Genomic DNA, 14,006 nt, shown 5'->3' with positions numbered 1-14,006 from the left:
GCAAGCTGCTGCAAGGAAAGAGATTTCTCGGTCTATTCAGCATGTTGCGCGAAAAAAACAGCAATAGTGCCGGGGCGATGCCGCCTAATGTCGTCAAAAAACAACGCCATCGCCTTAATTTTTTTGCTTTTCAGACTTGCACGCCTCCAGAGCGTGTTGTATAAAACTCCCACGTGACGTTGCCACGCGACATCACTAAAAAATGTTGCAGGTAAGCAACAACCCGAGAGGGAAGCGAAATTCGCCGCTACTGTTTCTGAGGAGAAACGCCCCATGAAGAAGATCATCACCTTTGCCGCCGCCGCGGCCATGGCCTCCCCGCTGGCCATCGCCACCGCCGCCGCCGGCGACCTGGACATCTACGGCCGTGTTCACATGTCCGTGGATCACCTGGACGACCGTGACGAGTCCAGCCAGTTCCTGTCCTCCAACGGTTCCCGCCTCGGCATCCGCGGTTCCGAGTACCTGGGCATGGGCCTGACCGGTATCTTCCAGTACGAAGTAGCCGCTATGCCCACCAACAACGACGATGGCCTGTTCCGCGACAACCGGACCAGCTACCTGGGTCTGCAGGGCGATTTCGGCACCATCCTGGGTGGCCGCATCGACGACCCGCTGAAGACCGCCATCGACCAGAACCAGCTGTTCGGTGACCGTCTGGGTGACGTGCAGAACCTGACCAGCACCCCGGGCAACAACACCCGCCACGACAACGTGCTGGCCTACGTGACCCCCGAATTCGAGGGTTTCAGCGGCACCTTCGTTTACGGCCCGGATCAGGGTGTGGACAAGGGTGACCGCTTCGTGGTCGAAGGTCGCTACGACAACCAAGTCGGCGCAGGCAACCTGTTCTTCTCGCTGGCCTACCTGCAGGCGAACGAGGGTGTGGTCGACGAAAAGCTGGACCTCGGCTTCGACGAGAAGCACAAGGTTTGGCAGGCCCTGGCTTCTTACTCCGTAGCCGACACTTGGCGCGTCATGGCGCTGTATCAGGATTACAGCAGCAGCGATCTTTTTGACGAAGCGCAGGGTGATGATGGCAGCGGCGATGACCGGGTCTACGGCATTGGTGCTGGCTTCCACGTCGCCCCGCAGGTCGAGCTCAAGGCGCACGTGATGCATTATGACTCCGACCTGAGCAGCGACGACTCCACCATGTACGCCCTGGGCGCGGACTACTACTGGACCGACCGCACCACCCTGTACGGTGTTTACTCCATCATGAACAACGACAGCAACGCTGCTCGTGACATGAGCTCCTTCGGTCGCGAGACCGGCACTGGTGATGAAGGCACCACCGTTGGTGCTGACGACAACCAGTGGGGCCTGTCCGTCGGCATCATCCACAACTTCTGATCAACGATCAGCAGTTGTCTGATGTCCGCCTGATCTGATCAGGCGCACTCAAACGGCCACCCAATCGGGTGGCCGTTTTTGTTCATCGCTCCCCTTCCTGTTTTCCCCACACGATGGGCAGCAACGCGCCCCATCGGTCGCACGGTTAGACCGTCGGCGGCTCTCGCCTGCCTTCCCCAGTGTCCCTTGTAGGTATGCCCCAAAACAGTGCGTCCAGCCCGCGCGGCACTTCCGTTGGGCAAAAGCAACGCCCTGTTTGCCGCACTGCAAAAAAATGCTTGCAAATCCCCTGGAGAGGGCTTAAAACGACGGATGACAGTGAGGTGCAGCACACGGTGGCCGTTGTGTAATCGCAACACTCACTGGCTTTTCTCAGGCAAGTAGCAAGGACTGACACCATGAAGAAGCAATTCATCGCAGCATCCGCGGCGGCCCTGATGGCCTCCCCCCTGGCCGTCATGGCCGGCGACCTGAACATCTACGGCGAGGCCCACCTCTCCGTCGATCACGCCGACGACCGGAGCGACAGCAGCCAGTTTATCGGCAACCGCTTCTCCCACCTGGGCATCACCGGTTCCGAATACCTGGGCATGGGCCTCACCGGTATCTTCCAGTACGAGACCACCGTTGAGTTCACCGATGGCGGAGACCTGTTCGGCGACAACACGGAGTCCTTCCTGGGTCTGCAAGGCGGCTTCGGCACCCTGATCGGCGGTCAGCTGGACGATCCGCTGTTCGCCACCCTGGACGGCCTAGACCTCTTTGCCGACCGTGTCGGCAGTGTGCACACCATGGCACGCCCCGATGGCGCGGTTAGCCACAACAACGTGCTGGCCTACGTGACCCCCGATTTCAACGGCTTCTCCCTCTCCGCCGTTTACGGTCCGGAGCAGGGCACCGATAAGGGTTCCCGCTTCGTTGGTCAACTGGACTTCGAGGGCGAGGTCGAGGCCGGCGGCACCATCAGCGCTAGTCTGGGTTACTTGCAGGCCAATGAGGGCGTCGTCGATCCGGCTGACCCGGATTCAGAAGACAAGCTGAAAATCTGGCAGGCCACGTTCGGCTACGAGATGACCGACGTCTGGCGCGGTTTCGCCTTCTATCAGGACTACAGCAGCAGTGATGAAGGCACTGGCCTGGAAGATGACAAGGCCTATGGTGCCGGTGTCGGCTTCATGGTCAGCCCGCAGGTCGAGCTGTTGGCCCAGATCAGCCACTACGACGCCGATGACAGTGACATGCGCGCTACCACTTACGCGCTGGGCGCGGATTACTTCATCAGCGATCGCACCACCCTGTACGGCATCTTCGGCATGACTCGCAACAAGAGCGACTCTTCCGCCGTACCGACCGATGTCGACTACTACGCTAGCTCGGGCAGCGAAGGCATCAGCCCCGACGCCGGCGATAACCCTTGGGTCCTCTCCCTGGGTGTGGTCCACAGCTTCTGATCAGCCCTGCTGACCAGGAAGGACCGGGGAAGGCGTCAGCCGATTGGCTGGCGCCTTCCTTCGTTTTGGGCTGGTGGCACGGCTGCGTCGGGGTGCGCTTTGCCCCGAGGCGACGGCGTTGCCGGCCTTCAGGGCGCCTGCTACTGTTAGCCCTCCCTCCCAACAAGGATTTAAGCATATGAAAAGGATCTTCTTCGCGCTGGCGGCCATCGTTGCTCTGACACTGGCTGCCGCACCGGTAATGATGGCCGGCCCCACCCAGGATCATTTCGCTGAGTGGGTTGATCTGCTCGACAGCTCTCAGCAGGTCCGTGCCTCCGGGAATGGCTACGAGCGCGGCCTGTACACCAGCACCGCGGAACTGGAACTGCGTTGGCCCGAGTTGGCCGGCCCGGGCGAGGATGCCCCGGGCATGCGGGTGCATCTGGATATCGGCCATGGGCCCTTCGCCGGCGGCGGCCTGAATGCGGCGCGCATCCAGACCCGGCAAATCGACCTGCTGGACGTGGACCCGGGCATCGAGGATGCCCTGGCGGGCATCGACCTGCTGGGGCTGGATGCGCGCGTCGGTTTCGACGGGGCGCTGAGCGGCACATTCAACGGTGATGCCTATCGGTCGGAGGTGGTCGATTGGCTGGGGCTTGCCGGCCGCTTCTCGGTGCCCGCTGCCCAGGACGAACTGGCCCTGGATGCCACCGCCCCCGGGCTCAAGCTGACCGAGCCGGACGACGCGGCCCACGCCATCCATATCCAGGGTATGCGGCTGACCGGTGACCAACGTCTCGCGGCACCGGCGCTCTGGCTCGGCGACAGCGAGCTGACCGTGGAGCGCTTCACGGTGGAGGCGGAGGGCGAGACGGTCGTCCTGGAAGACCTGGGGCTGGACATGCGCATGGCGCGTGAACCCGAAGGGTTGAGTGTGGCCATGGGGCTGCGCAGCGGCCCCTTCGACCTGGCCGGCCAGTGGCAGGGCGAGGCCCTGCAGTTCAGCACGGCGCTGTCGCGCATCGACTGGGACAGTGCGGTGCGGCTGGCGCCGCTCCTTCAGCGCTACGAGCTGGAGCAGGACGACCCGCAATACCAGGTGGAGCTCTTTTCCACCCTGGCCAGCAGCACTGCCGACCTGCTGGCCGCGGCCCCCGAACTGCGACTGGGGCCGCTCAGCCTCGACCTGGGCGAGGGGCCGGTGGCCAGCCGCCTGCAGGTGCAGGTAGTGCCCGAGGCGCTCGGACCCATGGCGATGATGGGGGAGCCGGAGGCGATCCTGTCCGCCCTGCGCGCCGAGTTTGAACTGGAGGCCAGCCGCGATTCGCTGGTGGACCTGGTGGCGGGCGCCTTGGCCGGCACGATGATGACCCGGATGCTGCAACAGGGTGAGCTGCCCGACGATGACATGCAGGCAATGCTGGAGGCGCAGGCGGACGCCGAGGCGGCACAGACCATTCGCGGCCTGGAAGGGGCCGGCCTGCTGGTGCCGGGTGAGAACGGTGGCCTCAGCATGCTGATCCGCATGGACCAGGGGCAGTTCTCGCTGAACGGTGAATCGATCACCCTGGCCGAACTCGAGTGGCTGCTCGGTGGTCTGTTGTAAACGAAGAGCAGGGGCCCGGTTGCGTGCCGCCGGGCCCCAATTCGGGCTTGCCGCGAGCTGGCGGCAGGCTTACCCTTGAGCCCTTCTGCGTCCCATTCCTATTGACCTGCCGGGTGATCATGTCCGTGTCACGCAAGTTGCTGTCTTTGTTTGTCCTGTTGTTGACCGCCGCCCTGCTGGCGGCCTGCGGCACCGGTGGTTCCGGGTCGTCGGAGCGCGAGCACCGTACCCCCTGGGACCATGATCGTGGGGATCAGCGGGGTGTGCTGACCTGCGTCTTCTGGCCCGAGCAGTGCGAGGACGACGAGGACGCCGAAGAGGAGCGGCGTCCGCTGCTGGACCGGCTGCTCGGCCGTGGTGGTGATGACGACGCCGCCAGTGAGCGCGAGGAAGCGATGGAGCGCCGCATCCAGGAGCTGGAGCGTTCCCTGCAGCAACAGGCGCTGGCCGCCGAGGGCACCGAGCGCGGCGTGCACCGCCCGGCGGAGCGCCCGGAAGGCGAGCTGCTGCCCCACGTGGGTGTGATCATCCAGTCCCCGGACGGTGAGCTGGAGACCCGCCTGGGCAACACCCTGGCCGGCGTGGCCCGGGACTACCCCCTATTGTTCTCTGGCAGCGAGCTGGTCCGCACCCAGATCGCCGATTACGGCTGCACCGAGGGTGACATTACCGATTGCCTGGCCGGCCTGTCCCGCTACCCGGGGCTGCGCATGCTGGCGCTGATTGAGGTGGAGCCGCGCGGCGATGACCGGGTGCGGATGCGCACCACCACCTTTGACGTGGGACTGGACGCGGAGTACGGCAGCAATTCGGTGGAGTTGCCGGCCCTGGAGGGCCAAGTGGCCCGGCCGGCGCTGGAGGCCTACGCGGACCGGGTCCTGCTCGGCCTGCTGGACCGCATGGGCAACGCGCCCTGGTTCACCCACAGCTTTGCCGAAGAGGATGGCGTCTACTTCCTTGGTGCCGGTGAGGCCGCCGGCCTGAGCGAGGGCATGGAGCTTAAGGTGCGCGATGGCGGTCGGGTGATCCGCTCCCCGAGCGGCCGGCCCGTGGCCTGGGTGCCGGGCGCGGTGAAGGGCGTACTCGAGGTGGAGACGCTGGTCGGTGAGAACCTGGCCCAGGCCCGCCTGGTCAGCGGTGATGGCCCGTCCGAGGACGACCCGGTGATGCCGGCGCGCTGATGGCGCCGGCCCCCCGCCCATCCCGGTTCGAGTGGGGCGGGCAGGGGGGTGGCCCGCTAGCCCCGGCCCCGGGTGCGGGTCTTGCCCAGCCGGGCATGCTTTTCCATGAACTGGTAGATCGTGCCGGCAATGTCCTTGCCGGTGGACTTCTCGATGCCCTCTAGCCCCGGTGAGGAGTTCACTTCCAGCACCAGCGGGCCGTGGGCCGAGCGGATGATATCTACCCCGGCCACGTTCAACCCCATGATGCGCGCCGCGCGTACGGCCATGGTGCGCTCCTCCGGGGTGATGCGGACCACGCTGGCCTGACCGCCCCGGTGGATGTTGGAGCGGAACTCCCCCTCCTTGGCCTGGCGCCGCATGGACGCCACCACCCGCTCGCCCACCACGAAACAGCGGATGTCGGCCCCGCCGGCCTCGCGGATGTACTCCTGCGCCAGGAAATGCACGTTGAGCCCGCGGAAGGCGTCGATCAGGCTCTCGGCCGCCTGACGGGTCTCCGCCAGCACCACGCCCTTGCCCTGGGTGCCCTCCAGCAGCTTGATCACCATGGGCGCGCCGCCCACCAGGTCGATCAGGTCGTCGGTGTCGTCCGGCGAGTAGCCGAAGGTGGTGCGGGGCAGGCCGATACCCTTGCGGGCCAGCAGTTGGGTGGAGCGGAGCTTGTCCCGGGCGCGGGTGATGGCCACGGACTCGTTCACCGGGAAGGTGCCCATCATCTCGAACTGGCGCAGCACCGCCGTGCCGTAAAAGGTGATGGAGGCGCCGATGCGCGGGATAACCGCGTCGATGGCCTCCAGGTTCTCCCCCTTGTAATGGATCTCCGGCCGGTGGGGGCTGATGTCCATGTAGCAGCGCAGTGGATCGATCACCCGCACCTGGTGGCCACGCTCCCGCCCGGCCTCTACCAGCCGCCGGGTGGAGTAAAGCCGGCTGTTGCGGGAGAGGATGAGAATGTTCATCGGTTCGGCCATGTAAGCGGTTACTCGTGGTGGTGCTGAATGGGCCGGCGGGGGCCGGGGGCATGGCTGTCGGCACCGCCGAGCCAGGAGCGGCTGGGGTCTACCAGCAGGTGGCCGCGCATGGCGCGCCGGCCGATTAGCATGCGAAACCCCATGCTGTCCCGGTTGGTCAGTGTCAGTTCGATATTCCAGCGTTGATCGCCAATCTGCAAGGGGGTGCGGATGACCAGGCGGCGCTCCCGGTGGCCGGTGGAACTGGTCACCACCCGCTCATCCAGCAGGTCGGCCACGCAGTCCACCGTCGTGTGGGTGTCGCGCTGGATGGGGTGGACCTGAAAGACCACCCGGTCGCGTCCGGCCTCGCGGAAACGGTGCACGTGGATGGCGTGGATGGCCGAGGTGGCCGCGCCGGTATCCACCTTGGCCTTGATCGCGTCGATGCCCAGGGCGGGCAGGGCCACCCACTCGCGCCAGCCCACCCAGAGCCGCTTGCGTGCCTTTGGTGCCATCACTGCCTTCCTCGCCGGTAGCCGGTTGCAAGCGGGTAACCGGCTGCTTAAGATGCGCCGTTCACCTTCCGTCCGAGATCACCATGAGCGAACCCAACCCGGTAGGCAACAATTTCAGTCAGCGCATCAGCAAACGGTTCCGCGGCTTTCTGCCCGTCGTCGTGGACGTGGAGACCGGTGGTCTGAACTCCGCCACCGACGCCCTGCTGCAGATCGCGGCCGTGGTCCTGCGGATGGATGAGCACGGACGGCTCTACCCGGCAGCCACGCACACCTGCCACGTGAAGCCCTTCGAGGGGGCCAACATCGAGCCCAAGGCGCTGGAGTTGAACGGGATCGACCCCGACCACCCGCTGCGCATGGCGCTGCCGGAGGACGAGGCGCTGAAGAAGATCTTCCGCCCGATCCGCCAGGAGGTGCGTCAGACCGGGTGCAACCGTGCCGTGTTGATCGGCCACAACAGCTTCTTCGACCTGGGGTTTCTGAACGCGGCGGTGGAGCGCTGCGGGATCAAGCGCAACCCCTTCCACCCCTTTACCAGCTTTGATACCGCCACGCTGGCGGGGCTGGCCTATGGGCAGACGGTGCTGGCCAAGGCGCTGGTGGCCTCGGGGGAACAGTGGGACGGGAAGGCGGCCCACTCGGCCATCTACGACGCCGAGAAGACCGCGGACCTGTTCTGCGGCATCGTCAACCGCTGGGACGCGAATATCGGTATCCCGGAACCGTTCTGACTCTGGGGCCGCCAGGGCGGGCGCGGTGCGGCCTGACGGGGCTGTCAGGCACCCCGGCCGCGCCCCCGAGGCCGGTACTCAGGAGTCGGCACTCTCCGCGGCCTTGTCGACCATCTTCTGCAGGTCGCCGCTCTCGTACATCTCCATGATGATATCGCAGCCGCCCACCAGCTCGCCGCCGATGTAGAGCTGGGGGATGGTCGGCCAGTTGCCGAACTCCTTGATGCCCTGGCGGATGGCCTCGTCCTGCAGCACGTCCACGTAGGCGAACTCCTTGCCGCAGCCGGCCAGGGCCTGGGCCGCGCGCATGGAGAAGCCGCACTGGGGCTGCTGGGGGGAGCCCTTCATGTACAGCAGAATGGGGTTCTCTTTGACTTGCTTGCCGATGGCTTCCTGTACCTGATCCATGCTGATTAACCTGTCTCGTTGGCGAATGGGTTAGCCCTGATTCTAAGGCGAAGCCGCCCGGGTAAAAACCCAGCAGCGCGCTCGAAAACCTAGTGTAACACTCAGCTTTCGTCCGTGGCGTAATCGCCGGCAGGTCAGCGCTTGACCATGCGCATCAGGCGCTTGCGCCGCTTCTGCTGGCGCGGGGTGAGTTTGTTTTTGCGGCCCTCGTAGGGGTTCTCGCCGCTGCGGAACTCCAGCCGCACCGGGGTGCCGTAGAGATCCAGCTCGTCCCGGAAGGCGTTCTCCAGGTAGCGCTTGTAGGCGCCGGGCAGCTTCTGCACCTGGTTGCCGTGGATCACGATGACCGGCGGGTTCTTGCCCCCCTGGTGGACGTAGCGCAGCTTGATCCGCCGGCCCTGCGCCAGCGGCGGGGCGTGAGCGGCCACGGCGTCGGACAGGATCTCGTTGAGGATGGGGGTGGGCAGGTCGCGCCGGGCGGCCTCCAGCGCCTTGTCCACGGCTCCAAAAAGCAGCCCCACGCCGGAGCCGTGCAGCGCGGAGATGAAGTGGCGGCGGGCGAAGTTCAGGAAGGCCAGCTTGCGGTCCAGCCCGGTCTTCACCGCCTGGCGCTTGTCGGCGTTGAGCCCGTCCCACTTGTTGACTGCCAGCACCAGGGCACGCCCGGACTTGAGTACGTGGCCGATCAGGTGGGTGTCCTGGTCGGTGATGCCCTCGCGGGCGTCGATCACCAGGATGACCACGTGCGCGGCCTCGATGGCCTTGAGGGTCTGGATGACGGAGAACTTCTCCACCGTCTCGCGCACCCGGGCGCGGCGACGCATGCCCGCGGTGTCGATCAGGGTGTAGGGCCGGTCGTCCCGCTCGAAGGGGATGAAGACGCTGTCGCGGGTGGTCCCGGGCATGTCGTAGACCAGCACCCGCTCCTCGCCCAGCAGGCGGTTGACCAGCGTGGATTTGCCCACGTTGGGCCGGCCGACGATGGCGATACGGGTAGCGCCCTCCGCCTCCTCCACCTGCAGCTCGTCGTGCGCAGAGGTGAAATCCTCGGGCAACTCGTCCAGCACCCGGTCCATCAGGCCGGCCACGCCCCGGCCGTGCGCGGCGGCGATGGGCAGGGGCTCGCCCAGCCCCAGGGCGTGGAAATCAGCGGTGGCCAGGCGGTGGTCCACGCCGTCGGTCTTGTTGACCACCAGCCAGACCGGTTTGCCCTGGCGGCGCAGGTGGGCGGCCAGTTCCTCGTCCGCGGCGGTGGCGCCGGTGCGGCCGTCCACCATGAACAGGATGGCGTCCGCCTCTTCGATCGCGGCCAGCGCCTGAGCCCGCATGCCGGCCTCGACCCCCTCGGGGTCGTCGCCCAGCCCACCGGTGTCCACCACGATGTAGGGCCGCTCACCCACCTTGCCCACGCCATACTGGCGGTCGCGGGTCAGCCCGGGGTGGTCGGCCACCAGCGCGTCGCGGCTGCGGGTCAGTTGGTTGAACAGGGTGGATTTGCCCACGTTGGGGCGGCCCACCAGGGCGATTACAGGGTCCATGCGGCCTTCTTCAACGGGATCGGATGCCTTGCGGGACGGCAAGAATACCAGATGCCGCCCCGCACCACGCAGCTTTACGCCACCCGCCAGGCGACCTCGCCGCCGGCGCGGAAGGGCACCAGTGTGTCGTCGCCCGCGGGGTAGGCTTCGGGGACGGGGGTGGGCGCCTTCTCGAGGGTGACGGTGTCGGCGTTGCGCGGCAGGCCGTAGAAGTCGGCGCCGTGGTGGCTGGCGAAGCCCTCCAGCTTGTCCAGCGCACCGGCCGCCTCGAAGACCTCGGCGTAGAAGGGCAGGGCGGCGTGGGCGCTGTAGACCCCGGCGCAGCCGCAGGCCGACTCCTTGGCGCCCTTGGGGTGCGGGGCGCTGTCGGTGCCCAGGAAGAAGCGCGGATGGCCGGAGGTGGCCGCGGCCACCAGCGCCTCGCGGTCCCGTTCCCGCTTGAGGATCGGCAGGCAGTAGTAGTGCGGCCGCACCCCGCCCACCAGCATGTGGTTACGATTGGCCATCAGGTGCTGGACGGTGAGGGTGGCCCCCACCCGGTCCGGCGCCTGCTCCAGGTAGTCCACCGCCGCCTTGGTGGTGATGTGTTCGAACACCACCCGCAACCCGGTGTGCCGTTGCACCAGCGGGTCCAGCACCTCGTCGATGAAGTGCGCCTCACGGTCGAAGATGTCCACCTCGTCGCGGGTCACCTCGCCGTGCACGCACAGCGGCAGGCCCTTCTCCGCCATGGTGGCCAGGGTCTCGTCGCAGCGGGCCAGGTCGGTGACGCCGGCGTCGGAGTTGGTGGTGGCGCCGGCCGGGTAGAGCTTGACCGCGTGCACGAAGCCGCTTTCCGCCGCTTTCTCGATCTCAGCCGGTGGGGTGTTGTCGGTGAGATAGAGGGTCATCAGCGGTTCGAAACGCATGCCCGCCGGCAGCGCGGCCAGAATGCGCTCGCGGTAGGCCGCCGCCTGGTCCACGGTGGTCACCGGCGGTTTCAGGTTGGGCATGATGATGGCCCGGCCGAAGACCGCGGCAGTGTGCGGCAGCACGGTGGCCAGCAATTCCCCGTCGCGCAGGTGCAGGTGCCAGTCGTCCGGTCGGGTCAGGGTGATACGTTGCACGGTGCGGTTCCTCTGTCGATGGCCGTGGGACAGCGGCAATGATACGCGTCCCGCCGTTTGCCGTCAGGTCGCTCCGGGCCTGGGTACGGGAGCGGGTGCGCTTGATTTGAAATCCCGCTGCAGGGATGATGATTCGCCTGATCCATCCATTTTTCCCGGCCGCCGGGGGTGCGCATGAGCACCCGGGCGTCGGGCCCCGTGGGGCACGGGGTACAGCATGAAGCGAAGGGGAGACATGAGCGACGTCAAAAAGGTGGTGCTCGCCTATTCCGGCGGCCTGGATACCTCGGTGATCCTGCAGTGGCTGCGTGAGACCTACGATTGCGAGGTGGTCACGTTCACGGCCGACCTGGGCCAGGGTGAGGAGCTGGAGCCGGCGCGCAAGAAGGCCGAGGCCTTCGGCATCAAGGAGATCTACATTGACGACCTGCGCGAGGAGTTTGCCCGAGATTTCGTCTTCCCCATGTTCCGGGCCAACGCCATCTACGAGGGTGAGTACCTGCTGGGTACGTCCATCGCCCGGCCGCTGATCGCCAAGCGCCAGGTGGAGATCGCCCGCGAGACTGGTGCCGATGCGGTCTCCCACGGTGCCACCGGCAAGGGCAACGACCAGGTACGCTTCGAGCTGGGCTACTACGGCCTGGAGCCCAACATCAAGGTCATTGCCCCCTGGCGCGAGTGGGACCTCAACTCCCGCGAGAAGCTGCTGGCCTACGCCGAGAAGCACGGCATCTCCATCGAGGGCAAGCAGGAGGGCGGCTCGCCCTACTCCATGGACGCCAACATGCTGCATATCTCTTACGAGGGCGGCGTGCTGGAGGACACCTGGACGGAGTGTGAGGAGGTCATGTGGCGTTGGACCAACTCGCCGGAGTCCGCCCCTGACGAGCCCCTGTACATCGACATCGAGTTCCAGGGCGGCGACCCGGTGGCCATCGACGGCGAGAAGCTGAGCCCCGCCGGGCTGCTGGGCCGGCTCAACGACCTGGGCGCCAAGCACGGTATCGGCCGGATCGACATCGTTGAGAACCGCTACGTGGGCATGAAGTCCCGCGGCTGCTACGAGACCCCGGGCGGCACCATCCTGCTGCGTGCCCACCGCGCCATCGAGTCCATCACCCTGGACCGCGAGAGCGCCCACCTGAAGGACGAGGTGATGCCCAAGTACGCCGAGCTGATTTACAACGGCTACTGGTGGAGCCCCGAGCGCGAGGCCATGCAGGCCCTGATCGACGCCACCCAGCGGCGGGTCAACGGCGTGGTGCGGCTCAAGCTCTACAAGGGCAACGTGATCCTGGTGGGGCGCGATTCTTCCAACGACTCGCTGTTCGACCAGACCATCGCCACCTTCGAGGACGACCGCGGCGCCTACGACCAGAAGGACGCCGAAGGCTTTATCCGCCTGAACGCCCTGCGCCTGCGCATCGCCCAGCGGCGCGGTTAGCCCCGCGCACGGCGAGCGGGTGCACATGGACTGGGCGCAAGGGCAGGGCCCCGAAGGGGCGGCGGAGAGGGATGCGCTGCTGCTGGAGCGCGTCCTGGACCTGGTGGGCGATGGCGTGGTCATCGCCGACGGGGCCGGTCTGGTGCTGTCGCTCAACCCGGTGGCGGAGCAGTTGACCGGCTGGTCCATGGCGGAGGCCATCGGCCAGCCGGTGGACCGGTTGCTGCCGCTGGTGGACGAGACCACCGCCGAGCGGCTGCCCGACCTGGCCGCGCTCTGTCTCGCGGACGGCGAGACCCGCCAGGAGGACGAGGCGGTGCTGCCCGACCGCTACGGCGAGGGCGAGGCCTGGGTCAACGTGACCGTGAACCTCTGCCGGATGCCCGGCGGCGAGGACCGCCTGCTGGTGACGCTGCGCGATGTCACCGAACAGCTGGGCATGGCCCGGGTGATGTTTTACCAGGCCAACCACGACGCCCTCACCGGACTGGTCAACCGCAAGGAGTTCGAGACCCGGCTCTGGCACGCGCTGGAGAACACCGGCGAGCTCGGCCGGCCGCACGCCCTCTGCTACCTGGACCTGGATCAGCTGCAACTGCTCAACGACACCTGCGGCCAACTGGCCGGGGACGAGTTGCTGAAGCAGGTGGCGGACCTGCTGCAGGACCAGGTCCGCGATTCCGACACGGTGGCCCGCCTGGGCGGGGATGACTTCGCCATCCTGCTCTACGGCTGCCCGATGGACGAGGCCAAGCGGCTGGCCGGACGGCTGTCGGCGGCGGTGGCCGGGATGGGCTTTGCGTGGGGCGGCCAACCCTTCCCGCTGAGCGCCAGCCTGGGCCTGGTGGCGCTGGACGACGACCACACGCCGGGCGAGTTGCTGGCGGCGGCCGAGGCGGCCTGTGACATGGCCCAGGAGGGCGGACAGGGCCAGGTGCGGGTGGTGCGGGCCGGTGACCGCCTGCTGGCCGAGCGCCACGGCGAGATGCAATGGACCCGGACCATCCGCAACGCCCTGGACGAGGACCGCTTCCGCCTGCGTATGCAGCGCATCGACCCGCTCAAGCCGGGGTTGCCGCAGATCGGCGAGGTGCTGGTGAGCCTGGTCTCCCCCGAGGGCGAGCCGGTGGCGCCCGGCGCCTTCCTGCCGGCGGCCGAGCGCTACCAGCTGATGCGCGCCATCGACAGCTGGGTGGTCACCGCCACCCTGGAGGCGCTGGCGGATGGCGGCACGGTGCTGTCCGGGCTGGACCTGGTCAACATCAACCTCTCCGGTCAGTCCCTCGGCCAACCGGGGTTCATGGATGATCTGGTCAAGCAGTTGGCGCGCACCGGTGTTGACCCGCGCCGGATCTGCCTGGAGATCACCGAGACGGCGGTGATCCGCAATCTGTCCCACGCCCGCCTGTTCATGCGGGCCCTGCGGGGGCGGGGCTGCCGCTTCGCGCTGGATGACTTCGGCTCCGGCCTGTCCTCTTTCGGTTACCTGCGCAAGTTGCCGGTGGACTACGTGAAGATCGACGGCCAGTTCGTGCGCAACATGGTGCGGGACTCGGTGGACCGCTCCATGGTGGAGTCCATCCACAACGTGGCGCAGGTGATGGGGCTGAGGACGATTGCGGAGTTTGTCGAGGACGACGCCACGCTGCGGGCGCTGCGTGCGCTGGGGGTGACCTACGGCCAGGGCTTCGGGCTGCACCGCCCGGAGCCGGTCTGAGGCCGCGCG

Annotated in this window: 12 protein-coding genes; 7 read left to right on the top strand and 5 right to left on the bottom strand. The window is 66.9% G+C overall.

From position 1 onward, the window contains the following. Positions 1–273: 273 nt before the first annotated feature. From DFR31_RS05310 to DFR31_RS13850, 4 genes are all read left to right on the top strand, one after another. Entirely contained in the window at positions 274–1,356 is a 1,083-nt protein-coding gene (locus DFR31_RS05310) for a porin (protein WP_121441585.1), read from the top strand. Positions 1,357–1,754: 398 nt separating this feature from the next. Beyond that, positions 1,755–2,807, top strand: coding sequence for a porin (locus DFR31_RS05305; protein WP_121441584.1), 1,053 nt, complete (start codon positions 1,755–1,757; stop codon positions 2,805–2,807). A 178-nt stretch (positions 2,808–2,985) separates the two neighbouring features. After that, positions 2,986–4,398 carry a DUF945 family protein gene (locus tag DFR31_RS05300; protein ID WP_121441583.1) on the top strand — a complete coding sequence of 471 codons (1,413 nt, stop codon included), beginning with the start codon at positions 2,986–2,988 and terminating at the stop codon, positions 4,396–4,398. 125 nt (positions 4,399–4,523) lie between these two features. Further along, entirely contained in the window at positions 4,524–5,579 is a 1,056-nt protein-coding gene (locus tag DFR31_RS13850) for a hypothetical protein (RefSeq protein ID WP_170153604.1), read from the top strand. A gap of 56 nt (positions 5,580–5,635) precedes the next feature. On the opposite strand, the gene rimK is transcribed toward DFR31_RS13850, so the two are convergent. Continuing rightward, positions 5,636–6,541, bottom strand: coding sequence for a 30S ribosomal protein S6--L-glutamate ligase (gene rimK, locus DFR31_RS05290; protein WP_121442180.1), 906 nt, complete (start codon positions 6,539–6,541; stop codon positions 5,636–5,638). Positions 6,542–6,561: 20 nt separating this feature from the next. Further along, positions 6,562–7,050 (bottom strand): ATP-dependent zinc protease family protein, encoded by a 489-nt coding sequence (locus DFR31_RS05285; RefSeq protein ID WP_121441582.1) that lies wholly within the window; start codon positions 7,048–7,050, stop codon positions 6,562–6,564. Positions 7,051–7,133: 83 nt separating this feature from the next. Here DFR31_RS05285 and rnt point away from each other — a divergent pair, with 83 nt between their 5' ends. After that, the gene (gene rnt / locus DFR31_RS05280; RefSeq protein ID WP_121441581.1) at positions 7,134–7,784 is read left to right on the top strand and encodes a ribonuclease T; all 651 of its coding nucleotides are present in this window, start codon (positions 7,134–7,136) and stop codon (positions 7,782–7,784) included. Positions 7,785–7,862: 78 nt separating this feature from the next. Here the strand turns inward: rnt and grxD are convergent, their stop codons facing one another. The 3 genes from grxD to pyrC form a co-directional block, all read right to left on the bottom strand. Then, positions 7,863–8,192: a Grx4 family monothiol glutaredoxin gene (gene grxD, locus DFR31_RS05275; RefSeq protein WP_121441580.1), complete on the bottom strand. Its 330-nt coding sequence runs from the start codon at positions 8,190–8,192 to the stop codon at positions 7,863–7,865. Positions 8,193–8,326: 134 nt separating this feature from the next. Then, on the bottom strand, positions 8,327–9,730 hold the full coding sequence (gene der, locus DFR31_RS05270; RefSeq protein WP_121441579.1) for a ribosome biogenesis GTPase Der: 1,404 nt from the start codon (positions 9,728–9,730) through the stop codon (positions 8,327–8,329). 74 nt (positions 9,731–9,804) lie between these two features. Further along, positions 9,805–10,836 carry a dihydroorotase gene (pyrC, locus tag DFR31_RS05265; protein WP_121441578.1) on the bottom strand — a complete coding sequence of 344 codons (1,032 nt, stop codon included), beginning with the start codon at positions 10,834–10,836 and terminating at the stop codon, positions 9,805–9,807. A 235-nt stretch (positions 10,837–11,071) separates the two neighbouring features. Between pyrC and DFR31_RS05260 the strand changes: the two genes are divergently transcribed. Beyond that, on the top strand, positions 11,072–12,280 hold the full coding sequence (locus DFR31_RS05260; protein ID WP_121441577.1) for an argininosuccinate synthase: 1,209 nt from the start codon (positions 11,072–11,074) through the stop codon (positions 12,278–12,280). Positions 12,281–12,305: 25 nt separating this feature from the next. After that, a complete protein-coding gene (locus tag DFR31_RS05255) occupies positions 12,306–13,997 on the top strand; it encodes an EAL domain-containing protein (protein WP_121441576.1) in 1,692 nt (563 codons plus the stop codon). Positions 13,998–14,006: the final 9 nt, after the last annotated feature.

This window comes from Alkalispirillum mobile, from assembly GCF_003664325.1.
GTDB classification, from domain to species: Bacteria; Pseudomonadota; Gammaproteobacteria; order Nitrococcales; family Halorhodospiraceae; genus Alkalilimnicola; species Alkalilimnicola mobilis.
Note: the sequence above shows the minus strand (reverse complement) of the source record. Positions and strands in the feature narration are given on the sequence as shown.